The 22,800-nt window shown below is 73.5% G+C and carries 23 protein-coding genes and 1 pseudogene; 3 read left to right on the plus strand and 21 right to left on the minus strand.

Going from position 1 to position 22,800, the window contains the following annotated elements:
• Positions 1–84: 84 nt before the first annotated feature.
• The 14 genes from GA0074694_RS24895 to rpmB form a co-directional block, all read right to left on the minus strand.
• On the minus strand, positions 85–900 hold the full coding sequence (locus tag GA0074694_RS24895; protein WP_091462457.1) for an ABC transporter ATP-binding protein: 816 nt from the start codon (positions 898–900) through the stop codon (positions 85–87).
• Positions 897–2,003: a FecCD family ABC transporter permease gene (locus tag GA0074694_RS24900; protein ID WP_091462458.1), complete on the minus strand. Its 1,107-nt coding sequence runs from the start codon at positions 2,001–2,003 to the stop codon at positions 897–899. The genes GA0074694_RS24895 and GA0074694_RS24900 overlap by 4 nt, the downstream gene beginning before the upstream one ends.
• Positions 2,000–3,154 (minus strand): ABC transporter substrate-binding protein, encoded by a 1,155-nt coding sequence (locus GA0074694_RS24905; RefSeq protein ID WP_091462459.1) that lies wholly within the window; start codon positions 3,152–3,154, stop codon positions 2,000–2,002. Before GA0074694_RS24905 ends, GA0074694_RS24900 begins: the two co-directional genes overlap by 4 nt.
• Positions 3,155–3,180: 26 nt before the next feature.
• Positions 3,181–4,482 (minus strand): MFS transporter, encoded by a 1,302-nt coding sequence (locus GA0074694_RS24910; protein ID WP_091462460.1) that lies wholly within the window; start codon positions 4,480–4,482, stop codon positions 3,181–3,183.
• Positions 4,479–5,735, minus strand: coding sequence for an ATP-grasp domain-containing protein (locus GA0074694_RS24915; protein WP_091462461.1), 1,257 nt, complete (start codon positions 5,733–5,735; stop codon positions 4,479–4,481). Before GA0074694_RS24915 ends, GA0074694_RS24910 begins: the two co-directional genes overlap by 4 nt.
• Positions 5,732–7,030: an ATP-grasp domain-containing protein gene (locus tag GA0074694_RS24920; RefSeq protein ID WP_245714897.1), complete on the minus strand. Its 1,299-nt coding sequence runs from the start codon at positions 7,028–7,030 to the stop codon at positions 5,732–5,734. The genes GA0074694_RS24915 and GA0074694_RS24920 overlap by 4 nt, the downstream gene beginning before the upstream one ends.
• Positions 7,031–7,039: 9 nt before the next feature.
• Complete coding sequence (locus GA0074694_RS24925; RefSeq protein ID WP_091462462.1) at positions 7,040–8,284, minus strand: aminotransferase class V-fold PLP-dependent enzyme; 1,245 nt, start codon at positions 8,282–8,284, stop codon at positions 7,040–7,042.
• Positions 8,284–9,621, minus strand: a complete 1,338-nt coding sequence (locus tag GA0074694_RS24930) for a pyridoxal-phosphate dependent enzyme (protein WP_091462463.1) — start codon at positions 9,619–9,621, stop codon at positions 8,284–8,286. Before GA0074694_RS24930 ends, GA0074694_RS24925 begins: the two co-directional genes overlap by 1 nt.
• Positions 9,618–11,162: a type III PLP-dependent enzyme domain-containing protein gene (locus GA0074694_RS24935; protein WP_091462464.1), complete on the minus strand. Its 1,545-nt coding sequence runs from the start codon at positions 11,160–11,162 to the stop codon at positions 9,618–9,620. Before GA0074694_RS24935 ends, GA0074694_RS24930 begins: the two co-directional genes overlap by 4 nt.
• A 167-nt stretch (positions 11,163–11,329) precedes the next feature.
• Positions 11,330–12,268 carry an ATP-binding protein gene (locus GA0074694_RS24940; protein ID WP_091462465.1) on the minus strand — a complete coding sequence of 313 codons (939 nt, stop codon included), beginning with the start codon at positions 12,266–12,268 and terminating at the stop codon, positions 11,330–11,332.
• A gap of 61 nt (positions 12,269–12,329) precedes the next feature.
• Positions 12,330–12,731, minus strand: coding sequence for a Fur family transcriptional regulator (locus GA0074694_RS24945; protein WP_425413635.1), 402 nt, complete (start codon positions 12,729–12,731; stop codon positions 12,330–12,332).
• A 196-nt stretch (positions 12,732–12,927) separates the two neighbouring features.
• Positions 12,928–13,233 (minus strand): 30S ribosomal protein S14, encoded by a 306-nt coding sequence (gene rpsN / locus GA0074694_RS24950; RefSeq protein ID WP_091462466.1) that lies wholly within the window; start codon positions 13,231–13,233, stop codon positions 12,928–12,930.
• Positions 13,233–13,400, minus strand: coding sequence for a 50S ribosomal protein L33 (gene rpmG, locus GA0074694_RS24955; protein ID WP_091462467.1), 168 nt, complete (start codon positions 13,398–13,400; stop codon positions 13,233–13,235). The genes rpsN and rpmG overlap by 1 nt, the downstream gene beginning before the upstream one ends.
• The gene (gene rpmB / locus GA0074694_RS24960; protein ID WP_091462468.1) at positions 13,400–13,636 is read right to left on the minus strand and encodes a 50S ribosomal protein L28; all 237 of its coding nucleotides are present in this window, start codon (positions 13,634–13,636) and stop codon (positions 13,400–13,402) included. Before rpmB ends, rpmG begins: the two co-directional genes overlap by 1 nt.
• A 102-nt stretch (positions 13,637–13,738) precedes the next feature.
• Between rpmB and GA0074694_RS24965 the strand changes: the two genes are divergently transcribed.
• Positions 13,739–15,031: a CobW family GTP-binding protein gene (locus GA0074694_RS24965; RefSeq protein WP_425413636.1), complete on the plus strand. Its 1,293-nt coding sequence runs from the start codon at positions 13,739–13,741 to the stop codon at positions 15,029–15,031.
• 27 nt (positions 15,032–15,058) lie between these two features.
• Here GA0074694_RS24965 and GA0074694_RS24970 read toward each other — a convergent pair whose 3' ends face one another.
• The 6 genes and pseudogenes from GA0074694_RS24970 to GA0074694_RS24995 all read right to left on the minus strand — a co-directional run bounded on the left by GA0074694_RS24970 (position 15,059) and on the right by GA0074694_RS24995 (position 20,127).
• A complete protein-coding gene (locus GA0074694_RS24970) occupies positions 15,059–16,000 on the minus strand; it encodes a diacylglycerol kinase (protein ID WP_245714898.1) in 942 nt (313 codons plus the stop codon).
• Between the two features lie 223 nt (positions 16,001–16,223).
• Entirely contained in the window at positions 16,224–17,174 is a 951-nt protein-coding gene (tatC, locus tag GA0074694_RS24975) for a twin-arginine translocase subunit TatC (protein WP_091462470.1), read from the minus strand.
• 18 nt (positions 17,175–17,192) lie between these two features.
• Positions 17,193–17,525: a Sec-independent protein translocase subunit TatA gene (gene tatA / locus GA0074694_RS24980; protein WP_091462471.1), complete on the minus strand. Its 333-nt coding sequence runs from the start codon at positions 17,523–17,525 to the stop codon at positions 17,193–17,195.
• A 199-nt stretch (positions 17,526–17,724) separates the two neighbouring features.
• Complete coding sequence (locus tag GA0074694_RS24985) at positions 17,725–17,973, minus strand: hypothetical protein (RefSeq protein WP_091462472.1); 249 nt, start codon at positions 17,971–17,973, stop codon at positions 17,725–17,727.
• Between the two features lie 148 nt (positions 17,974–18,121).
• Positions 18,122–19,135: pseudogene (locus tag GA0074694_RS24990) on the minus strand (helix-turn-helix transcriptional regulator); the annotation flags it as partial.
• Entirely contained in the window at positions 19,132–20,127 is a 996-nt protein-coding gene (locus GA0074694_RS24995; RefSeq protein WP_091462473.1) for a helix-turn-helix transcriptional regulator, read from the minus strand. The gene GA0074694_RS24995 and the pseudogene GA0074694_RS24990, both read right to left, overlap by 4 nt.
• Before the next feature lie 199 nt (positions 20,128–20,326).
• Between GA0074694_RS24995 and GA0074694_RS25000 the strand changes: the two genes are divergently transcribed.
• Together GA0074694_RS25000 and GA0074694_RS25005 are read left to right on the plus strand one after the other, a co-directional pair.
• Positions 20,327–21,313, plus strand: a complete 987-nt coding sequence (locus GA0074694_RS25000) for a cation diffusion facilitator family transporter (RefSeq protein WP_091462474.1) — start codon at positions 20,327–20,329, stop codon at positions 21,311–21,313.
• 68 nt (positions 21,314–21,381) lie between these two features.
• Positions 21,382–22,464 (plus strand): DUF3866 family protein, encoded by a 1,083-nt coding sequence (locus tag GA0074694_RS25005; RefSeq protein WP_091463945.1) that lies wholly within the window; start codon positions 21,382–21,384, stop codon positions 22,462–22,464.
• A 149-nt stretch (positions 22,465–22,613) separates the two neighbouring features.
• Here GA0074694_RS25005 and GA0074694_RS25010 read toward each other — a convergent pair whose 3' ends face one another.
• Positions 22,614–22,793, minus strand: coding sequence for a hypothetical protein (locus GA0074694_RS25010; protein WP_091462475.1), 180 nt, complete (start codon positions 22,791–22,793; stop codon positions 22,614–22,616).
• Positions 22,794–22,800 lie beyond the last annotated feature (7 nt).

The following is a 22,800-nucleotide window of genomic DNA, read 5'->3' on the forward strand; positions in this document are numbered from 1 at the left end:
CGCCGGGGGCCCGGCGCGGGACGGTCCCCGGCCGACCGGGACGGCCCCGACGACCGGGACGGCCCCGACGACCGCCACCTCCGTTCAGGACACGGACGGCTGGTGGTCGGGCCGGGCCCGCCCGGTCACCGGGGAGCCGACGCCGGCCGGGGCGATGGTGACGTCGGCGGTGGTGGTGAGCGCCCCGACCGAGGGGTAGAGCCGGGTCACCAGGTCGGTGGTGACCGTCTCCCGGGGCGTCCCGTCGGCGAGGAGCCGTCCCTGGCGGCCCAGCGCCACCACCCGGTCGCAGAACCACAGCACGTGGTTCGGTTCGTGGGTGCAGACCAGCACCGCCCGACCGGCGCGGGCCAGGTCGCGCACGGTGCGCCAGACCCACATCTGGTTGCCGAAGTCGAGGCTGGCGGTGGGTTCGTCCAGCAGCAGCACGTCGCAGTCCTGCGCCAGGGCGCGGGCGATCAGCACGAGCTGGCGCTGCCCACCGCTGAGGGTGTGGTAGTGCCGGTCCCGGTCGGCGGCCAGACCGACCTGCGCCAGCACCCGCTCGCAGACCTCGACGTCGCGCCGCCGGGGGCCGAACACCCCACCGAGGTGCGGGGTACGGCCCATCAGCACCATGTCCAGCACGGTGAACGGGAACGGGTTGGTGTGCTGCTGCGGCACGTACGACACCCGGCGGGCGACCTCGGCGGGGCGCAGCCGGCCCAGGTCGACGCCGTCGAGGGTGACGGTGCCGGTGTGCCGCAGGTGCCCGAGGAGGCACCGGTAGAGGGTCGACTTGCCGCTGCCGTTCGGGCCGAACAACGCGCACAGTTCACCAGCCCGCAGGTCGAGGTCGATGCCGTCGAGCACCGACCGGTCGCCGTAGGCGAAGGAGAGTCCCCGTACCCGGAGGGTCACGACTGCGCTCCCAGGAAGGTGGACCGGGTACGCAGCAGGTAGACCAGGTACGGCGCCCCGAGAATGGAGGTGATGATGGTGATCGGCACCTCGCCGGAGTGGATGGTCCGGGCGATGTCGTCGCAGACCATCACGAAGACCGCGCCCAGGGTGGCCGACAGCGGGATGACGAAGCGGTGGTCGGGCCCGACGAGCAGCCGGGCGGCGTGCGGGACCAGCAACCCCACCCAGGCGATGATCCCGGAGACCGAGACGGCCAGCGCGGTCAGCGCGGTGGCCAGGACGATCACCCACCGGCGCAGCGGTTCGGGGTCGACGCCGAGGGACCGCGCCTCGTCGTCGCCGAGGCTGAGGATGTTCATCCGCCAACCGGCCCGCCAGAGCAGCAGGCACCCGAGCACCGAGGCCGGTACGACGACGGCGACGTCGCTCCAGGTGGCCCGGTAGAAGCCTCCCATGATCCAGAAGACCAGGCGGCGGAGCTGCTCGTCGGTGCCGACGTACTGAAAGAGGGAGAAGATCGCGGAGAAGAACGAGCCGACCACCACCCCGGCGAGGATGAGGGTGACGGTGGGGCGTTCCCCGCGTACCCGGGAGAGGCCGTAGGTCAGCCCGACCGCGACCATGCCGAAGACGAAGGCCATCACCTGCATCGACAGCGGCACGTCCACCATGACGGACACGCCCGCGCCGAACGCCGCCCCGGCGCTGACGCCGAGGATGAACGGCTCCACCAGGGGGTTGCGGAAGGTGCCCTGGTAGGCCGCCCCGCTACAGGCGAGTGCGGCGCCGACGGCCCCGGCGAGCAGCACCCGGGTCAGCCGCAGGTCCCACACCACGGCGTCGTGCAGGTTGTTGGTGTCGTCGGTCAGCCCGATCCGGGCGGCGAGCACGGCCAGCACGTCGCCGACCGGGACGACGTACGCGCCGACCATGATGGAGACCACCGCCACCACGCCGACGAGCACGGTCGTGGAGGCCAGCAGCAGGATGCGGACGCGGTCGCCACGCGCGGCGGTGGGGGCGGTGGTGCCGCCGCCCACTCCCCGGTCCGGCGGGCCGGGCACCGGGGAGAGGGCGGCGCGGGATACGGACGGGGTCACTTGACCTCCAGGTCCCCGACGTACTTCTGCGCCTCGATGGCCTCCCGGGCACGCTGCTCGTCCATGCCGTAGACGTCGCGGTAGAAGGCGACCTCCTCGGCGGCGACGTCGACGTCGGCGAAGCGGTCCGGGTAGGCCAGCTTCGCCATCTTCAGCAGGGCGATCGGGGTCTCCACGGTGGCGCGCCACTCGTCGTAGCCGAGCGCGACGAGGCGCTTGTTCCTGATGGCCCGCATCTCGCCGAGGTTGGCCCAGTTCAGGCCGGCGTGCCGCCCGGCGTGGATCAGGGCCGGGTCGAGGTAGCCCTCGTGTCCGGCGACCACCATGGCCTCCGGGTCGAGGGCGAGCAGCTTCTCCTCGGAGACGGTGACGAAGGTGCCCGCCCCGGCCACGTTGCGGGCTCCGACGATCTCGGTGAGCAGGTACGACTGGATGCTCTTCGTACCCATCACGTTGTTGATCGTGGCGAAGTACGCCACCGGGGTGCGCTCGGCGGCCGGGATGTCGCGGGTCCGGGCGGTGACCTTGTCCAGGCCGGCCTGGAGCCGTCCGACGAGCTTCGCGGCCTCCGCCTGCTTGCCGAAGACCGCACCGGTGATGGTGATGTGTTCCCAGGCGGTCCGGATGTCGGGCTGGTCGAAGTTGGACGGCGAGAGGAGGACCACCACGGGGACGCCGAGGGACTCGATCTTGTCGATCACCTCCTGGTGCAGGGTCCGGTTCTCCTGGCTGGCCACCCAGGCTTCCAGGAACACGACGTCGGGCTTGAGGCCGACGAGGCGCTCGTAGTTGACCCCGCTCCACGGGGAGCCGAGCGCCTCGGCCCGGTCGATGCTGGGGACGAGCTTGGCGCGGTAGCCCATCTTCTTCGTGGCGGTGTCGACCCCGACCAGGGTGTCCTCGACACCGAAGATCCGCATGGACTTGGTGATCAGACCTTCCCACTCCAGCACCACGACGCGCTTCGGGTTGGCCGGCACCTCGACGGTCCGCTTCCAGTGGTCGGTGACGGTGACCGGCTTCGCGGTCGACCCGGCCGAGGTGGCCGCGCTGTCGGAGCCGCACCCGGCGAGGGTGAGGCCGAGGGCGAGCGCCAGCAGCCCGGCGAGTGCCGCACGGGGACGGCGACAGGCGATGTTCGGGACGTTCATCGGTACCTTTCGGGGAAACAGGGGATTCAGGGGACCTGCACCGGGTCGGCCGGTCGGTCGACGGCGTCGCGGACACGACGCGGGGCCAGCACACCCGGCCAGGCGGCCAGCACGGCGGCCGCCGCGGCGGCTGCGGCGCAGGCCAGGAAGCCGCCGGCCGCCCCGGCCGGTCCGTCGACGATCGCGCCGGTCACGGCGGAGCCGAGCGCGGCCAGCGACAGGTTGACGGTGGTCAGCCAGGTGTACGCCTCGGTCAGCATCGACGCCGGGGCGATCCGGGCCATCAGCACGGCCTGCACGGTCATCGCCGGGGCGATCACCGCACCGCTGAGCAGCAGTACCCCGCCGAGCACGGTGCTGTTGGGCGACAACGCCCAGGCGGCGTAGCCGACCGAGAGACCGGCCAGCAGCCAGGTCAACTGCCGGGTCAGCGGGGTCTGCCAGGTCCGGGCGCCGTACCAGAGTCCGGCGGCGGCGCTGCCGAGGCTCCAGACGGCGATCAGCACACCGGTGACCGCCTCGGCGCGGTCGCCGTCGTGCTCGGTGGCGAAGGCGGCCACCGCGACCGGCGACGCGCCGAAGGAGAAGGCGACACCGGCGGCGCAGAGCAGCAGCGCCGGCATCCGGGGCGACCGCAGCGGCCCGAGCCCCCGGGTCGGGCTGCCGGCATGTGGGCGTAGCTGCCGCAGCGTCCGGCCCCGGGCGAGCACCGCCGTGCCGCCGCCGGCACAGGCGGCGGCCAGGACGATCGCGGCGGCCGGGCCGGCGATCCCGGACCGGGAGCCGGTCAGCGCGGCGAGCGGGTCGGCGACGAGCATCGCCGCCGACAGCAGCAGCGGGCCGACGACGAAGACCAGTTCGAAGAGCGTCGACTCGGCCGCCATCGCGGTGCTGCGGACGTCCTCGCGGCCGGTGCCCTCTCCGGTCAGCACGGTCCAGGCCGCGCGCAGCGCCGGGCTGATGGCCGGGAAGACCGCCCCGGACAGCGCGGCGAGGACGCAGAGCAGGGGCACCGGCTGCCGGGTCAGGGTGGCCGCCAGCAGCAGCAGTTGGGCGGTGGCGTAGGCCGCGCCGTAGAGCGGCAGCACCCGGTGCGCGCCGAAGCGGTCGGCCAGCCGCCCCCCGATCGGCGCGGTGACCGCCGTGGCCAGCGACACCGACGCCCCGACCAGTGCCGCGTCGGCGAACGAGCCGGTGGTCTCACGGACCAGGAGGATCCAGGCGAGCACCGTGACGCCCTGGCCGAGCCGGGCCACCACCCCGCCGACGAGCAGCAGCGGCGCTCCCGGCACCCGCCACAGTCGCGCGTAGCGGGCTCCCCCGGTCACCGGAGACCTCCGGCGACCAGTCCGGTCACCGTCCGCCCGGTGACGCGGGCGTCGCGGGCGGTGGCCAGCACGGCCGCGCGTACGGCGGCGCTGTCCGCGCCCCGGAACCGGTAGCGGGCACCGACGTGCTCGTAGTAGGCGTCCGCCGCCGGCAGCACGTCCCCCACGCGGGGAACCACCTCGGCGTACGGGCCCGGGTCTCGTCCGGTCATCGACGTGGCCTCCTCGATGTGGCAGGGCCGACCGGCGGGGGCGGGTACGAGCAGCCAGCCGGCAACCTCGGTACGGATGCCGGTCGGCGGCGGATCCGGCGGTGGGTGACCCAGCGCGATCCGGAACGCGGCCCGCATCAGGTCGTAGCCGTGCACGTCGCGCCAGACGAACGGGATCTCCGCGCCACCGACGCGGGCCCCGACCTCCAGCAGCGTGCAGTGGGGCGGGCCGTCCCCGGCGTGGCGGAGGAACACCTCCAGGTGGAACACGGTGGGTCGGTCGGTGAGGGCACGCAGCACCGAGGTGGTGAACGCGCCGACGGCGGCGACCACGGTCGGCTCGTCCACTTCGACCGAGCCGAGCGGCCGACCGTCGCGGAAGGCGAGGCAGGTGTCGAGGTAGGCCGACAGCCGCCACGGGCCGAGTGTCGCGCCGTCGAAGACGCCGTCGACGTGGTGGATCGGGTCGGGCTGGTACGCCTGGACCAGCCGGGCCGGGTCGTGGCCGACGTCGGCCGCCTCGTCGGGGCCGGCGATCAGCCGTACCCCGGCGCTGGAACTGCCGGTGCGGGGTTTGACCACCACCGGCCAGCCGTGCCGGGCGGCGTGTTCCCGTACCGCCGCCGGGTCGGGCGCGGGCGCGGTGGCCGGCACCGGGATGCCGGCGGCGGCGACCGTCCGGGCCATGACCAGCTTGTCGCGGAAGAGGGTGACCTCCTGCGGGGTACGTCCCGCACAGCCCCAGCGGACGGCGAGGACGGCGGCGGGAAGCAGGTCGTCCTCCTTGAGCGCGACCACCGCGACCGGCCGACCGAACCGGGCGGCGAGCGAGCGGATCCGGGCATCCACCTGCTCGACGTCGTCGGTGGCGTCGACCAGCGCGACGGCTGCGGCCCGCTCCGGGACGCCGGCCGCCCCGACGTCGGTGGTGACGTAGCTGACGGCGTGCGTGTCGTGGTCGACGTAGCGGTCGTAGTGGGCGTACGCGTCGCGCCAGCGGTGCAGCACGACCACGTGCGGGCGGGCTGCCGTCGCGGTCACGCCGCACCTGCGGGGGCGGCCGGTTCCACGTCGTAGAAGCCGTGCCCGTCCAGCCAGCCCACCGTCGCCAGGTCGCGTTCGACCACCTCGGCCCGGGCGTGGGCGAGGACGACCATCATCGGTTCGGTGGTGTCGTCCACGGTCAGCGGCAACCGCTCGCCGGGGTGCACCCCGACCTGGATCTCGTGCAGGCTCTCCAGTTCCCGGACCTGCTCCAGCAGCGGGTAGCCGCGCAGGATCCCGGTGACCGGGGAGGTGAGGAAGGCCATCGCCACGTGCTGACGGACCTGCTGCGGGGTGTCCACGGTGGCGAGGAACCCGGCCGGGTCGAGGTATGCCTGGACGGTCCGTTCGACCTGGGACTCGCCGAGGGCCAGCAACGCCTGGGCGGCGGTGTCCGCGCCGCAGAGCCGTACCCCGACCTCGACGAGGCGGGGCCCGTCGGCGGTGAGCATGATCTCGTGGTGCGCCGGGCCGTGCCGCACGTCGAGGGCGTCGAGGACCTCGGCGGCGTACCGGACGAGGGTGTCCCGCTCGGGTGCGGTCGGCGCGACCAGGACCGCCCCGCTGATCCGGTCGCGTACGCCGTTGGCGGAGATCTTGGTGTACCGCCAGACGTCGGTGGCCCGGTGCCGACCGTCACGGCTGACGGTGTTGACCACGTACTCGGTGCCGGTGAGGTACTCCTGGGCGACCACGGCCTCGTTCGGCAGGGAGAAGATGTTGCGTGCCCCGGCCACCGCCCGGTAGGCGGCGACCGACTCGGCCGGGGTGTCGCAGAAGGTCACCCCGTCGTTGCCGGCGCTGCGCACCGGCTTGACCACCACCCGGGTACCCAGCTCCCGGTGCCAGTCGGCCAGTCCGTCGGCGTCGGTGACGAGCAGCTGGCGGGCGGTGGGCAGCCCGGCCGCCCGCACGGCCTCGATCTGGAGGTACTTGTCCCGCCGGGCCGCGCTGCGCTGCGTGCCGTTGCTGGTCAGGCCGAGCGTCTCGCTCAGCCGGTCGGCCAGCTCGACGCCGAGTTCACCGCCGGTCACCACGGCGACCGGTTCGTGGGCGGCGACCGCTTTGGCCGTCAGCTCGACGTCGCCTGAGTGGACGACGGTGTCGGCGAAGAGCGCCTCGGCCGCCGGGTCGGCGTGCCCGGCGTACACGGCGGGGATCTCCGGGGTGCTGCGCACCCGGACGACGGCGCAGCCGGCGGCGGCGAAGGCCCGGGCCAGCCGCATCGTCGGCGCGTACACGTCGACCATCACCACGGTCGGCGGTGGTGGATTCTGCGCGAGCGGGGTCAACGGTGCTCCTCAGTGGTAGGACGGGGTGGTCACGGAGGCGTCGAGGCGGGCCAGCACGTCGAGGAGCCGGTCCACCTCCTCGACGGTGTTGTAGGCGTGCAGGCTGACCCGGACCGAGTTCTCCCGCTCCCCCGCCGGCCCCTGGCAGTGGGCGTTGGCGCGCACCATCAGCCCGTGGTCGGCCAGCACGAACCCCAGGTCGGCGGCGCTGATCGCCGGGTGCAGGAAGGTCACCAGGCCGTGCCGGCGCTGCACGGCCGAGTCCAGGGTCAGGCTGTCCTGGCAGCCGAGGACGCGGACGTCGCGCAGCCGGCTCAGCCCGTCGGTCAGCCGGGCGCCGAGGGCCACCGTCCAGCGGGCGATCCGCTCCACGTCGGTCGCCTCGAACCAGTCCACGGCCGCCGCCAGGCTCACCGCGCCGACGGTGTGCGGGCTGCCCTGCCAGCCCCGGTGCTCGTACCGGGGGCCACGGCGGTTGCGTGCCCAGAGCACGCCGAGGCCGGGCAGCGCCATCGCCTTGTGCCCGGAGAACGCCAGGAAGTCGACGTCCAGGTCGGTCACCGAGACCGGCAGGTGCCCGACGCTCTGCGCGGCGTCCAGGCAGATCACCACGTCGTCGCCGACCAGCCGGCGGATCCGGTGCACGTTCATGTCCACCCCGTAGACGTGGTGGACGTGGGTGACCGCGACGAGGCGGGTCCGCTCCCCGACCAGCGGGGCGAGCGCGGCGACGTCGTAGTCGCCGGAGGGTTCGTACGGCATCTCCACCAGGCGGACCGTCACGCCCCGGCGGGCCGCCGCGTCCCGTGCCTCCTGCCAGGGGACCACGTTGGCCAGGTGGTCGGCGGCGGGCACGACGATCTCGTCGCCGTCGGCGAGGAGGTCGACGAGCCAGTCCAGGGCCACCCGGCGCAGCGCCTCGGTGGTGCCCCCGACCAGGTGCACACCGGACCGCTCCGGGTCCGGGTCGTCGATCAGGTCACCGACCCGGGTACGGCAGTCGTGCAGCAGCGCGGTGGTCCGGTTGGCCCACCGGTAGATGCCGCGCCCGGCGTTGGCGTTCTCGCCGGTGAGGTAGTGCTGCACGGCGTCGAGCACCGCCTGCGGCTTCTGGGAGGTGGCGGCGCTGTCCAGGTACGCCTCGCCGCTGCCGGTCAGGATGGGGAACTGGGCGCGGACGCCGCGCTGCCAGTCGGCCAGCTCGGCGAGCACCCGGTCCGGGTGCCCTGCGGGCAGCGTCGCGGGGGCGGCCATCAGGTGCGCACCAGGGGGGCACCGGCGTCGCGCCAGGCCACCACCCCGCCGTCGAGGCTGCGGACGTCGGTGTGCCCCATCCGGGTCAGCAGGGCCGCGTACCGCCGGGACTTCTCCCCCACCGGGCAGGCCAGCAGCACCGGCCGTCCGGTGTCGAAGGGCAGCCCTCCGCGCAGCAGTTCGTCGAAGAGTTCGTCGACGATGTTGACCGACCCCTCGATGTGCGCGGTGGTGTAGGCGAAGGTGCCCCGCAGGTCGATCACGAGCGGCTGGGCCCGGGCGATCCACTCCCGGGCGGCGGGCACGTCCACCGTGCGGGCCGCGTCCGCCTCGGCGTCGGTGACCGTGCTGACCGCACCGACGCGGGCGGGCTGGTGGAGCAGCTCCGGCCGGCGGCGACGGATGTAGCTGAGGTAGCTCTCGACACGGTCGCAGACGATGAAGACGGCACTGCGGCGACGGGGCCCGCCCCCGGCGGCGGCCAGTTCGGCGTCCACCTGGCGCAGGTACCGCACGGCCCCGGTGTACGCGCCACCGCCGGTCGGTCCGGCCAGCACGCCGCAGCGGCGGTTGAGCGCCAGGAGGCCGTCGATCGCCTCGTCGGCGGAGATCGACTCGATGGTGTCGTAGGTGTCCGGGTCGAACAGGCCCACCTCGTGGACCTCGTCGATGTTGCGGATGCCGGGGATGAAGTCGGACTTGGCGGCGACCAGGCCGACCACGGTGACCGCCGGGTCGTTCTCGCGCAGCACCCGGGCCACCCCGGTGGAGGAACCGGCGGTGCCCACGCAGGCCACGAAGTAGTCCGGCACGCGCCCGTCGAGGTCCTTGATGATCTCGGGTCCGGTGCCGTCGACGTGCGCCTGGGTGTTGCGCGGGTTGTAGTACTGGTCGGTGTGCAGGTACGCCGAGCCGGACTCGCTGATCGTGCGGTGGATCCGGGTCAGCGGGTCCTCGGTGTTCGTCGGGTCCAGGCACTCGGCCTGGCCGGGCAGTTCCTCGATGGTGGCCCCGAGCAGCAGGAGCAGGTCCTTGATCTCGGGCACCTTCATCCGGTTGGTGATGCTGGTGAACGGCAGTCCGTGCATGCCGGCGATCACCGCCAGGGCCTTGGCCGTGTTGCCGCTGGAGAGTTCGACCACGGTCGCGCCGGCCTCGCGGGCCTCGGCCAGCCGGGGTGCGGCCATCGTCCAGGCCGCCCGGTCCTTGACCGACCCGAACGGGTTGAGCAGCTCCAGCTTGGCGTAGAGGTCGATGTGGGCCAGGCCGTGCACGGCCGGGTCGATGCGGACCAGCGGGGTGTTGCCGATGGCGTCGGTGATGCTGTCGTATCTCATGCGGCTGCGGTCTCCTGGAGGCGCGGACGGGGGGTGGACCGGCCGGCCGTCGTGGTGGGGGTCGGTTCGTCGCTGGACGGTCGCCGTCCGGTGTCGAGGGGCCAGTACTGCTCGTCGAGACACCAGCGCCAGCTGCCGGCGTCCTGCCAGGCGGCCACCATCCGGGCCACCGGCTGGTGCAGGGCGTGATCGGCGCTGAAGTCCATGAAGTAGCCGGCGGTGTTGGCGAAGGCGAGCAGGTCGCCGGGGCGGGGCAGGGCGGGCAGGAAGACCTTGCGCCGGGTGATCAGGTCGGCCTCCAGGCAGAGGTTGCCCAGCAGGTAGACCGGATGGCCGTGCGTCGCGGGGTCCACCGGCGCGGTCGGGGTCGTCGGCAGCAGGACCGGGTCCATCATCACGCCGTGCTCCTCGAGGCTGACGTCCCCGGCGTTGAGATCGAGCCGGACGAGGTGGCAGCCGGCGGCGGTGGGCCGTACCTCCAGCACCCGCGCGAGCACGGCGCCGCACTGGTCGACCAGTGCCCGGCCGGGCTCGACCCACAGGTCGTAGAGGTGTTCCTGGAGCAGGGTGGCGAGGGTGCGACCGCCGAGACCGGTGGCGCTGGCGCCGAGCAGTTCCGTCAGGTAGCGGTGACCCGAGGAGGGCCGGTGCGCCGGATAGAGACCCAGGGCGCCGCGCAGGGTGCCCGCCTCGGCCCGCCACCCGTAGCCGTGGCCGCCCCAGGTCAGCTCCGGACGACGACCGAGCACGGCCCGGGCCAGCTCGCTGGTCCAGCGCTCCCACTGCGCGCCGTCGGCGAGGTAGTCGACGCCGAAGCCGCCACCGACGTCGACCACCCGGGGGTGCAGGCCGTAGCGGTGCGCTCCGGCGAGGACGGTCAGGCACGCCTCCAGGGCGACCGCCTTCTCGGTCAGACCGATGGTGTCGAGGTGGTACGCGACCCCGACCAGCTCCACCGCGTCCCGCGCCTCGGCGAGGCGGGCTAACAGCCGGTCCGCCTCGGCCAGCGGGGTGCCGAACCGGCTCGGTCGGGACAGGATGGTCGCCCCGGCCGAGGTGAAGGCGGACAGGCGGGCCAGGACACGCACCGTCGGCAGTTCGTGCCGGCGGACGAGGGCGACGAGGTCGTCCAGTTCGGCGGGTGAGTCCAGGTTGACGGTGATCCCGCAGCGGGCGGCGAGCCAGAGGAACTCGCGGGTCTTGGGGCCGGTGGCCATGACCCGCTGGGGGGTGAAGCCGGCGCCGAGCGCGTGCTGCAACTCCCCCAGGCTCGCCACGTCGATGCCGGCTGGGGTCGCCGCCAACCGTCGCAGCAGGGCCGAGGAGCGGTTGGCCTTGTGGGCGAAGAACACCTCGCCGCGCAGGTGGTGCCGCTGGTGTACGGCCCGGAACGCCTCCGTGTTGTCGGCGATCTGGTCCGGCAGCACGACGTTGAGCGGTGAGCCCAGCGCCTGGACGAGGTCGTGCAGCAGGGGTGGTTGCCCCAGCAACTCCGCTAGTCGGCCGTCGACCCGCGGACGCAGGTACAGCGGGGAGTCCATTGACACATCCCTCCTGTCGGTGTAGAACACGATAATCGTTATCAACACCGGAGGGAAGGCCCGAACGGACGACTCGCCGCCTCGTCCGGTGGGTGGGTACGGATCCGGGCCTACCCGGGATCCCCACCCACCCACCACGCCTCACGGTCGGCGGGCGCGCGGAGCGGTCACGCGGGCACCGGGCCGAGCTGGGTGGTCACGTCGCCGTGGGCGCTGCGGACCCAGTCCTGGCCGGCCAGTCGCAGGTGCAGGGCGCGCAGCAGCGCCTCCCGCCGCCCGGGGGACATCGGGCGGCTCCGGGCGTACTCGGCGATTCGCGCCAGCGGGGCGACGTCGTCGAGGTCCGCGAGGCGTGGACACGCGCCGGCCTGCCGCGCCCGGCGCAGACCGGCCTGGGTGGAGAGCACCGTCAGCGGAGCACCCCCGAGTTCCCGGGCGAGGTAGTCCCGGTCGACCCCGTCGACGACCTTGTTGCCCACCACGGCCAGCAGGTCCGCCACCCCGGCCGCCGCCGCCAGCTCCCGGTAGCGCCGGGCCACCGAGACGGACTCCGGGGTCGACTCGGCGACCACCACGATCACGTCGAACTGGGCGTGCAGCGAGTTGGCGAAGGCGTCCGTGCCGGCGACCATGTCGCAGACCACCCAGTCGTCGACGTCGAGCCGCAGGTGGGACAGCAGGTTCTCCAGGATGGCCAGGTGCCCGTGGTAGCACCCCGCGCCGATGTCGTCGGGCTCGTACGTGCCGACGTGCAGCACGTGCGTACGCGCGTCGAGCGCCGTCGCGTGGCGGACCAGGACCGGATCGTCGGCGTCCAGGGTGACCAGGCGCGACCCCGGGCCGGGTGGAGTGGTCGGCACGAAGTGCTCGACGCCCGCCACGCGCGGGTTGGTGCCCAGCAGGTGCCGCCGCACCTGTCGGGCGTTCTCCGGCCGGGACAGCGCCCCCTCCGGTCCGGCCGTGACCCCGAGCAGAGGCGCGAGGTGCACGTTCACGTCCGCGTCGACGGCGAGCACGCGGTGCCCGGCGGCGCGCAGGTGTCCCACGAAAAGGGCCGCGAGAGTGCTCTTCCCGCTCCCACCCTTGCCAGTAAAAGCGATTCTCATTTTCATTACGGTAGGCGACCGGCCCCCGGCGTCACAAGGAGACGCGCCGGGCGTCGCGGGACTACCGGCTGGTACAGCCGTCGCAGGTCCCCATGATCTCCAGCGTGTGGTTGACGTCGACGAACCCGTGGCGGGCGGTGGTGCGACGCATCCAGTCCTCGACGGCGGGGCCGGCGATCTCGACGGTGCGACCGCAGCGCCGGCAGACCAGGTGATGGTGGTGGGTACGGCTGCACCGGCGGTAGAGCCGCTCGCCGGACGGCAGCCGCATGGTGTCCACCTCGCCGAATTCGACCAACGCCTGGAGCAGCCGGTAGACGGTGGTCAGACCGATGGGGACACCACCGTCGCGCAGGTCGGCATGCATGCGCTGGGCACTGCGGAACCCGTCGGACGCCTCCAGCAACCGGACGACCTCCGCCCGCTGCCGGGTTTTACGAGCAGGGCCCGGCCTCGCCACCACCGCCACCTCCCCCTCCCCGCACCGGGCGTCCACCCGGCACGGTCGCCGACCACCGCCGCCACCCGGCAACGGCTTTTTGGCAATGCTAACCAATTTCAGTAGGGCGCCGGGGACGGGATCGGCACGAGGTCGACCTCCACTGCGCAGGACCGGTCAGGGCCGTGACAACCGGCCCGCTACCGCAACGCGCGCCGGCTCACCGGGACGCCTTGCGGATCCCGGGTAGTTCGCCCCGCAGGGCCATCTCCCGGAAGCGCACCCGGGACAGTCCGAACCGGCTCAGGACGCCGCGCGGGCGCCCGTCGACGACGTCGCGACTGCGCAGCCGTACCGGACTGGAGTCACGGGGCAGCCGGGCGAGTCGACGGACCGCATCCGCGCGGACCGCAGGATCGGTGTCGGGATGGGTGACGATCTGCTTCAGACCGGCGCGGCGCGCCGCATGGCGGGCGACGAGGTCGACCCGACGGGCCTGGCGGTTGCCCAAACTCCGGCGCGCCATCAGCGCGCCTCGCGGAACTCGACGTGCCGGCGCACGACCGGGTCGTACCTGCGCAGGACCAGCCGGTCCGGGTCGTTGCGCCGGTTCTTCCGGGTGACGTATGTGTAGCCGGTGCCGGCGGTGCTGCGCAGCCGGACGATGGGCCGGAGGTCGGTCTGCCGGGCCATCAGATCCGCACCCCCCGGCCGCGCATCCCGGCCACGACCTTCTCGATGCCCCTGCGGTCCACCGTGCGCAGTGCCTTCGCGGTCAGCCGCAGGGTGATCCACCGCTTCTCCGAGGCCAGCCAGTAGCGGTGGCGCTGGAGGTTGGGGTTCCACCGGCGACGGGTGCGCCGATGGGAGTGGGACACGGCGTTGCCGAAGCTCGGCGCGGCACCGGTGACCTCGCATCGTCGGGACACGGAAACTCCTTCGAGAGACGATCAGTGAGTGACAATCGTTTTCGTTTCTACCTCAGGCATCCTATAATGACAATCGTTTCCAACTTAGTCGAGAGGGCTGTGATGCCGACGTCACCTCTCGCATCGGCCGGTCGCGCCGCTGCGGAATCCGACACCCGTCCGTCCCTGACCGTGCTCAGCGGCTTCTGGCCCGCCGCCACGTACGGCGTCGCGCACGCCCTGCTCGCCGTGGACCCGTCGCTGCTGCTGGTCCGGCACGACCTCACCGACGTCCGCGACGGCACCGTGCGCCGGGTGGTCCGCGACGGCGCGGGCGTACGGGAGGACGAACGGATCTCGCTGGCCCACGGCTGCGTCTCCTGCACCCTGCGCGAGGACGTGCTGCCCACCCTCGCCCGGCTCGCCCGCACCCAGCCCGACCGGGACCTCGTACTGATGCTGCCGGAGGTGGTCGAGCCGGAGGCGGTCGCCGTGGCCTGCGCCCACTGCCTCGTCGACGGCACACCGATCACCGACCTGCTGCACGTCGACTCGTACGTCACCGTGGTGCACGCCGAGCACCTGCTCGACGGGCTGGCCACCACCGACGACCTCAGGGCCCGACACATCCACGCCGCCGACGACGACAACCGCTCACTCGCCGACGTCATCGTCCGCCAGATCGAGTACGCCGACACGCTCGTCCTGTGGGGACGGTCCGGCGAAGGCGCCTACGACACCAGCCGACTGTCGGTGCTGCTCTCGCGGATGACGCCGTGGGCGACGCAGGTGCTCGTCGACGACGACGTGGTCGACGCCGGCGAGCTGAGCCGCCGCCTGCGCGGCACCGGCCGGCACCGCCCGGAGACCCCCGGCGTGCTCGTCCGCGGGCTGGAGGGCTACACCCTCGGCGTCCACGAGCCCCACCCGGACTGCGGGGTGGTCTCGGTGGTGTTCCGGGCCCGTCGCCCGTTCCACCCGGGACGGCTGCACGACGTGTTGGAGGACGTCAACGCCGAGATGGTCCGTTCCCGCGGCCACCTCTGGCTGGCCAGCCAACCCGAGACCGTGATCGCCTGGGACTTCGCCGGCGGCGGCCTCGGCCTCGGCTCCCTCGGAAGCTGGCTGGTCGCGCTGCCGGACCCGCACTGGGCGGAGGCGCCGGCCAACCGGCGGCTCGCCGCCGCCCTGGACTGGGATCCGTACTACGGCGACCGGCACCAGCACCTGGTCTTCATCGGCCTGGACCTCGACCCGGCCGAACTGCACCGCACCCTCGCCGGCTGCCTGCTCACCGACGCCGAACTCGCCGACGGCGAGGAGGGCTGGCGCGACTACCACGACCCGTTCGCCGGTTGCTTCCCGCTCGCCGACCTCGCCGGAAACCCGGCCGTCACCGGAGGAGAGCCCGCCTGAGCGCACCGGAGTGCCCGTGGGACCGGGTCAGCAGAGCAGCCGTACCGCCGCCGGTACGGCGGTGACCGTCACCGGCAGGTCCAGCGACCGCTCCCCGTCGGCGTACGTGGTGATCCCGTCGGCCGCCAGGTCGACGGTCCGGGCCCGATAGGTGCGCACCAACGGGTGTCCTACGTGGGTGCCCTGGTAGATGCGCGGCTTCACCCGCGTCAGGGTGCGCCGGTCGAACCGGCCGCCGACCACCACGTCCAGCAGTCCGTCGGTCGGGTCCGCGTCCGGGCAGATCCGCATTCCGCCGCCGTACGTGGGGCAGTTCCCCACGGCCACCAGCACCGCGTCCACCTCCTGCGTCTGCCCGTCGATACGCAGCGTGTAGCGGCGCGGCCGCAGCCGGGCCAACTCCACCAGGATCGCCAGGTCGTACCGGCGGGGACCCCGGGGCCAGCGCATCCGGTTGGCCCGCTCGTTGACGATCGCGTCGAAGCCGGCGGCCAGGACCGCCCCGTACCAGCGGTGGACCCCGTCGGCGCCGGTCATCCGGGCCAGGTCGACCGGGTGGGTCCGGCCGTCGCGCAGGGCGGCGACGACCACCTCCACGGCGGCGAGCGGGTCGGCCGGGAACCCGGTGTCGACGGCGAAGTCGTTGCCCGTGCCGGCGGGTACCGGACCGAACGGCACCGCAGTCCCGGCCACCGCCTGCAACGCGCGGTGCACGGTGCCGTCGCCGCCGACGGCCAGCAGCGCCGACACGCCGTCCGCGACCGCCGTACGGCACGTCGCCTCGGCCTCCTCCGGGGTACGAGCCTCCAGCAACCGGACCGGCCGGCCAGCCGTGGCCAGCCGATCCAGCATCCGGGGCAGCATCCCGCGGTGCCGCCCCCGGCCAGCGGTCGGGTTGGTCAGAACGGCGACGGGGCCGCCCGGTGACGGGGCGGCGGGCAGGTGGTCGTCTGCGGTCACGGCGAGCACGGTAGCGCGACCGCCCCGCCTCCGGCTGACCCAATGGTCAGGCGGTGGACCGTGTGGGCGCGCCATCCGCGGTCCCCACCCCGCCCGCTGTCGTTCGTCGAGGACCACCGACGGGCGGGTCGGCGGTCCTCACGGCCCCAGCCGGGTGGTGGCAGGGGTCCCCTGTTACGCAAAAAGCGGTAACAGGGGGCCCCTGCTACCGCTTCAGCGTGGTGCGGACGGATCAGGTCATGTCGTCGTACCGGCGGTCGATCGGTGCCGGCGCGGGGATCGGGTCCGGGGCGGCGACCGGTACGCTCGCCTCCACCCGCTCACCGACGCCGACCGACTCCCGGTCGAACTCCAGCGGGGAGACCTCGTCGTCGGCGATGCCGGCGTAGATCTCCTTGCCCCGCCCCTTGCGCTTGTCGTTGAGGAACGCGACCCCGACCGCGGCGAAGTAGAGCAGACAGAGGCAGAGGGCCAACGCCGTCATGCCGAACGGGTCCGGCGTGGGCGTGACCACCGCCGCGAAGGCGAAGAACACGAAGACCGCGACCCGCCACCAGCTGAGCAGCCGACGCGCGCTGGCCAGGCCGACGAAGTTGAGCATCAACACGATCAGCGGGAACTCGAACGCCACCCCGAACAGCAGGATCAGGTTGGTGACGAAGGAGACGTACCGGGTGATGTCCAGGGTCGTCTGGATCTCGCTACCCGCGACGTTGAGCAGGAACTCCAGGCCCTTGGCGGTCACCAGGAAGGCCAACGCGGCACCGGCGGCGAAGAGCGGCGCGGCCAGACCGGTGAAGACGTACGCGTACCGCCGCTCGTGCCGGTGCAGGCCGGGAGCGATGAACGCCCACAGCTGGTAGAGCCAGACCGGCGCGGCGATGATCAGACCGACCCAGAGACCGATCTTCAGGTTGACCAGGAAGAGGTCCGCCGGCCCGAGCTGGACGAAGTCGCAGGTCGGCCCGGTGTCCCTGAACTTCGGCAGGTCGCAGTACGGCCTACGGAGGATGCTCAGGACCGGCCCGGCCAGCCAGAGACCGAAGCCGAAACCGACCAGGATCGCCAACGACGCCCGGAAGAGCCGGCTCCGCAGTTCGCGGATGTGCTCGACCAGCGTCATCGAGCCGTCGGCGGCCCGTTCGAAGTTGCTCGGACCGCGCTTGCGGAGGCCGAAGCGCACGGTTGTCCGGCCTTCCGGTCAGTTCTCGCGGACGCGCTGCACCGGGTTGACGACCGGAGGCGCGACCGGCTGCTGCGGAGCCTGGTACGGCTGGTTGGCGTACGGCGGCTGCTGCGGCTGCGCGTACGGCGCCTGCTGGGCGGCCTGCGGCGGCAACGGCTGGTAACCGGCCTGGGCGTCGGCCTTCTCGGCCAGGTCGCGGTCGTCCTCGTGCAGGCTCTTGGTCTCCGCCTTGATGATGCGCAGCGAACGGCCCAGGGAGCGGGCCGCGTCGGGGAGCCGCTTCGCGCCGAAGAGCAGGATCAGCACGACCACGAGTACGGCGATGTGCCACGGTCGGAGGGCACCCATGGGAAGCTCCAGTCGCTCTGTGTCGGAGTGGTGTGTCGCAGCCCATCGTACGTGCGCCGAGAGCTTGCGCCACCCGCCGGCCCCGATGGCTGTGGACCCGGCCGGTGAAGTCTCGACCAACCTCCGGTGTCCCGTCAACCGTCCCGGGGAACCGTAACCGCAGCTCGCGACCAGCGGACGAGTGGGCGTCGAGCGACGATCAACCGCCGCGCCGCGCCTTGATCAGCTCGAGTCGGTGCTGGGTGGTGGCGAGCTGCCGCTGCAACCCCTCGGCCCGCTCCTGGAGCACCTCGGCGGTCGACTGGAGCGTCTCCGCCTGCGCCTGCCGATCCTGCAGGGTCAACGCCGCCCGGCGCAGCCGGGGCAGACGGGCCAGCACCGGCCGGACGGCGAGGGCCAGCACGACCAGCGGGACGAGCACCACCGCGAGCACGATCCACTTCACCACGGCGGTCAGCCTACCGCCCGTCCGGGTCGCCCGCCGGGCCGGCCGAGCCGGACACCCCGGTCGCCACGCCCGGTGCGGGAACCGCGACAGCCAGGCCCGACCCGTCGACCACCGGGCTCGGCTTCGCGTGGACGTCGTCGCCGTCGCTGGCGATCGCCCCGGCGGGGCCGGCCGGGTCGTCCGCCGGTGGGGTGGCGTACGCGTCGAGGGCGGCTAGCGCCTGGGCGCGCACCTGCTCGGCCAGCTGCGCCGGAGCCACCACGGTCACCTCCGGACCCAACCCGAGCACGAAGCGGCGGGCCCACCCCAGGTCGGTGACGCGCAGCGAGACCAGCCAGTGGTCCCCCTCACCCGCCTCCACCCGCTCACACGGGTAGTACTCGGTGATCCACCGCTCCCGACGGCCGATCCGCAGGGTGATCAGCGGCAGGTCCGCCGACGGGCGGAACACCCCGCCGGTGAGGTCGGACGGGCGGGCCTGCGGCGGCACCGCCACCGGCTCGTCCAGCTCGGTGACCGCGTCGATCCGGTCGGCCCGGAACAGCCGGACCGCCTCCGCCCGCCGGCACCACGCCTCCACGTACGCCCGGCCACCCACCATCAGCATCCGCAGCGGGTCGACGATCCGCTCGGTGGTCTCGTCCCGGGCCGCGGTGTAGTAGGTGATCCGCAGCGCCCGGCCACCCTCCACCGCGGCGCGCAGCGCCTCGACCCGCTCGCTGTCCCCCGGCAGCCGGACCGCCACCGGCGCGCCGACCGTGTCCCCGGCGGCGTTCTCGATCTTGGCGAGAGCCCGCTCGACCGCGTCCCGGTTGGCCACCCCCGGCGTCTCGGCGAGCATCCGCAGGGCCACCACCAGCGCCAACGCCTCGTCCGGCGTCAGCCGCAACGGCCGGTCGATGCCGGCGTCGTAGGTGATGGTCACCCGGTCGCCGTCGAAGGCCATGTCGATCAGGTCACCCGGACCGTAGCCGGGCAGCCCGCACACCCAGAGCAGCTCCAGGTCCTCGCGGAGCTGCCGTTCGGTCACCCCGAGGTCCCCCGCCGCCTCGGCGATCTCGATGCCCGGCCGGGCGAGCAGGTACGGTACGAGGTTCAGCAGTCGGGCCAGCCGGTCGGCCGAGGCACGCGAACCGGTCGGGCGGGCGGCGGTACGACTCACCGGACACCTCCGCTCACCGCGACCTCGTCGTGCCGGGCCGCGATCTCCTTCAGCCGCTGGACGACCGCCTTCCGCACCTCCGGCGGGCCCAGCACCCGCACGTCCGGGCCGTACCCGACGAGTTGACCGGCCAACGACTCCGGGTCGGCGTACGGCAGGACCAGCCGGTCCCCGTCCGGCCCGGTGGTGCTCCCGACCGCCCAGCGACGCAGCCCGGCGGCCCGGCCCGGGGCGACCAGCACGGTGGCCCGACCGGTCCGCTCCACCGGCCCGGACCAGCGGGCGACGTGGCTGATCAGGTCGACCTCCGGCGGGGTGTACGCGCCGGGGCGACCGGTGACCCGGACCGCGCCCACCACCCGGGAGAGCCGGAAGCAGCGGGTGGCCCGTCGGTCCAGGTCGTGGCCGACCACGTACCACCGGCCCCGCCAGCAGACCACGCCCCACGGTTGGAGGCGGCGGGTGGCGGGCGCGTCGCCGTCGGGAGTGCGGTAGTCGAAGCTGACCTCACGCCGGTCCCTGGCGGCGGCGGTCAGCGGCGCGAACGCCGGGTCCACCGTGACCATCGGCTCCAGGCCGAGGGTCGCCTGGGGGTCCACGTCCACACCGGCGGCGCGCAGCTTGGCCAGCCCCGACGAGGCGGCAGCGGCGAGCCCGGCGTGCTGCCACAGTCGTGCCGCGATGCCCACCGCGGCAGCCTCGTCCGGTTCGAGCGGGATGTCGGGCAGCGCGTACTCGCGATGGGCGATCCGGTAACCCGGCTCGGTGTCGAAGACACTGGCGGTGCCGGTCTCCAACGGCACGCCCAGCTCCCGCAGCTCGGCCTTGTCCCGCTCGAACTTGCGCTGGAACGCCTCGTGGTCACGGACGTCGTCCGGATCGTGCTCGTAGCCGGGCACGGTCGCGGCGATCTGCGCGGCGGTGAGGAACCGTCGCGTGGACAGCAGGCAGATCACCAGGTTGACCAGGCGCTCGGTACGGGTCCGCGACACGTGCAAGACGCTAGCAGCCCGGCCGTGCGAGAAGACCGCGCACCCACGAGCGCGGCGCGCCACCACCGGCCACCCAACGCGGCGCCCCACCTGGTTCGGTGGTAGCAGGGGCCCCCTCCTCATCAAAATGCGGTAGCAGGGGACCCCTGCTACCAACCGGGGCGGGCGGACGAGTAGCCGCCGGTCGTAGGGTGAGCCCATGGCGGAGGCCGCACCGCGGACCGAGAGCGTCGGCACGGTGGTCGTGGCCGGGGCCGCGAACCTCGCCATCGCCGTGGCCAAGCTGATCGCCGGCCTGCTCTCCGGCTCCGCCGCGATGCTCTCCGAGGCCGTCCATTCGGTCGCCGACACCACCACCGAGGTGCTGCTCTACGCCGCGCTGCGCCGGGGCGCGCGCCCCGCCGATCCCCGGCACCCTTTCGGGTACGGCAAGGAGAGCTACGTCTGGGCGCTGCTCGCCGCGCTGTTCACCTTCGTGGCCGGCGCCGGTTTCGCCGTCACCCACGGTGTCACCACCATCCTCGTCCACGAGCACAGCGGCGACTACCTCGCGTCGTACGTCGTGCTCGCCGTCTCGTTCGGCATCGAGTCGGTCTCGCTGGCCCGCGCGGTGCGCCAGGTCCGCCGGGAGTCGCGCCGCTGGCGCACCACCCCGCGCCGCTTCCTGCGGACGACCGCGGACACCACCGTCAAGGCGGTCTTCCTGGAGGACAGCGCCGCGCTCGTCGGGCTGCTGCTGGCCGCCGTCGGCGTGGCACTGTCCCAACTGACCGGCGACGAGTTGTACGACGGGATCGCCTCGATCCTGATCGGTCTGCTGCTCCTGGTCGTCGCGACCACCCTGGCGTACAGCAACGTCTCGCTGCTGGTCGGGCGGGCGGTGCCCGGACGGCTCCGCCGCGAGATCGAGGACGAACTCACCGACCTGCCCACCGTGCGGCGCATCGACACCCTGCTCACCATGCAACTCGGCCCGGACGACGTGCTGGTCGCCGCCAAGGTCGACTTCGCCGACGAGGCGACCGGCGCGGACATCGAGGCCGCCGCGGACGAGGCCGAACGGCGGCTCACCGGCCGCCACCCCGGAATCCGGTACGTCTTCCTCGACCCGACCCGCTCGCGGCCCGGGTCGGGCGGCGACGCCCGGTTCACCCAGGACCCGGGCGGTTCGCCGCCCACCACGTGACCAGCGCCGGCACCCGACGGCGGTACCCGGACGCGCACGGCCGGGTGGGCGCCGATAGCGTGCCGGTCATGGTGCGATGGCGGACGGGGACGGTCACGGCGCTGCGACGCCGGTGGCACGGCGCGATCGAACTCGACGTGGTCCTGCCCGACGGGGCCACCATGCGGGCACTGGCCTACCCGGAACTGGTCGGCGAACCCGCACCCGGCGACCGCGTGCTGCTCAACGCCGGGGCACTGCTGATGGGGCTCGGCACCGGCGGGTACGCGCTCGTCGTCGCCCTGCCCGACCGGCTGCCCGAGGACCCCCCACAGGCCGCCACCCGCGACGCCGGGCACCTGGTCAAGGCCCGGTACACCCCGCTGCAACCGATCCTGCTCGGTGTCGACGAGGAGGCTTCCCCGCACCACGCGCTGCTCGCCGAGGCCGACGACCTGGGCGGCATGCCGGTGGTCACCGCCGACCTGCACTCCGCGCTGCCGGCGATCCTGGCCGGTGTGCACGCCGATGCCCCCGCCTGCCGGGTGGCCTACCTGCTCACCGACGGCGGCGCGTTGCCCGCCTGGTTCTCCCGCACCCTCGGCGGGCTGCGCGGACACCTCGCCGGCACGGTCAGCGTCGGACAGGCCTTCGGCGGCGACCTGGAGGCCAGCACCCTGCACACCGGACTGCTGGCCGCCCGGCACGTTCTGCACGCCGACGTCGCCGTGGTCGCCCAGGGCCCGGGGAACCTCGGCACCGGCACCCGGTGGGGCTACTCCGGGGTGGCGGTCGGCGAGGCGGTCAACGCGGTCGCCGTCCTCGGCGGACGGCCGGTCGGCTCCCTGCGGATCTCCGACGCCGACCCGCGCCCCCGGCACCGGGGCGTGTCCCACCACAGCCTCACCGCGTACGGGCGGGTCGCGCTCGCCCCGGCGGACCTGGTCGTCCCGGACGGCCTCCCCCCGGCCCTGGCCGCCGAGGTGGACGCGGCGCTCGCGCCGCTGGCCGCGCGGCACCGGATCGTCCCGGTCGACAGCGACAGGTTGGACGCCGCGCTGCGGGCCAGCGTCGTACCGCTGTCGACGATGGGACGCGGACTGGACGCCGACCACGCGTACTTCCTGGCCGCCGCCGCAGCCGGCCGACACGCCGCCCGCCTCGCCAGCTGACCCGCGGTACGGGCGCGTCGACCGCGTTCGGTCCCCACGTCGGACTACTTGGCGCCGTAGGGGAACGGGCCGGGTGGCGGGTCGCCGCAGGGGAAGGGGAAGGGCCGGGTGGCGGGTCGCGTAGGAGCAGGGCCGGACGGCGGGACGGCTCAGGCCAGGAAGACCAGAGCCAGCCAGCCGCCCACCAACGCCACCAGGGCGAGCGTGAGCACCCAGGTCGGCACGGTGTACTCGCCGCGCCGATTCCGCGCGATCTCGTCACGGATCTTCTGCCGGCGCCGCTCCACCCAGTTCAGGCGCTCGCGATCCGGCGGTGAGGAGTTGACCATAACCGGG

Source organism: Micromonospora inyonensis, assembly GCF_900091415.1.
Lineage (GTDB): Bacteria > Actinomycetota > Actinomycetes > Mycobacteriales > Micromonosporaceae > Micromonospora > Micromonospora inyonensis.

Excerpts from the sequence above, each read along its gene's own strand:
- GA0074694_RS24905 (WP_091462459.1), bottom strand. The coding sequence starts at position 3,154 with ATGAACGTCCCGAACATCGCCTGTCGCCGTCCCCGTGCGGCACTCGCC.
- tatA (WP_091462471.1), bottom strand. The coding sequence starts at position 17,525 with ATGGGTGCCCTCCGACCGTGGCACATCGCCGTACTCGTGGTCGTGCTG.
- GA0074694_RS24965 (WP_425413636.1), top strand. The coding sequence starts at position 13,739 with ATGCCGACGTCACCTCTCGCATCGGCCGGTCGCGCCGCTGCGGAATCC.
- GA0074694_RS24925 (WP_091462462.1), bottom strand. The coding sequence starts at position 8,284 with ATGGCCGCCCCCGCGACGCTGCCCGCAGGGCACCCGGACCGGGTGCTC.
- GA0074694_RS24930 (WP_091462463.1), bottom strand. The coding sequence starts at position 9,621 with ATGAGATACGACAGCATCACCGACGCCATCGGCAACACCCCGCTGGTC.
- rpsN (WP_091462466.1), bottom strand. The coding sequence starts at position 13,233 with ATGGCGCGCCGGAGTTTGGGCAACCGCCAGGCCCGTCGGGTCGACCTC.
- GA0074694_RS24940 (WP_091462465.1), bottom strand. The coding sequence starts at position 12,268 with ATGAGAATCGCTTTTACTGGCAAGGGTGGGAGCGGGAAGAGCACTCTC.
- GA0074694_RS25005 (WP_091463945.1), top strand. The coding sequence starts at position 21,382 with ATGGTGCGATGGCGGACGGGGACGGTCACGGCGCTGCGACGCCGGTGG.
- GA0074694_RS25000 (WP_091462474.1), top strand. The coding sequence starts at position 20,327 with ATGGCGGAGGCCGCACCGCGGACCGAGAGCGTCGGCACGGTGGTCGTG.
- rpmG (WP_091462467.1), bottom strand. The coding sequence starts at position 13,400 with ATGGCCCGGCAGACCGACCTCCGGCCCATCGTCCGGCTGCGCAGCACC.
- GA0074694_RS25010 (WP_091462475.1), bottom strand. The coding sequence starts at position 22,793 with ATGGTCAACTCCTCACCGCCGGATCGCGAGCGCCTGAACTGGGTGGAG.
- GA0074694_RS24935 (WP_091462464.1), bottom strand. The coding sequence starts at position 11,162 with ATGGACTCCCCGCTGTACCTGCGTCCGCGGGTCGACGGCCGACTAGCG.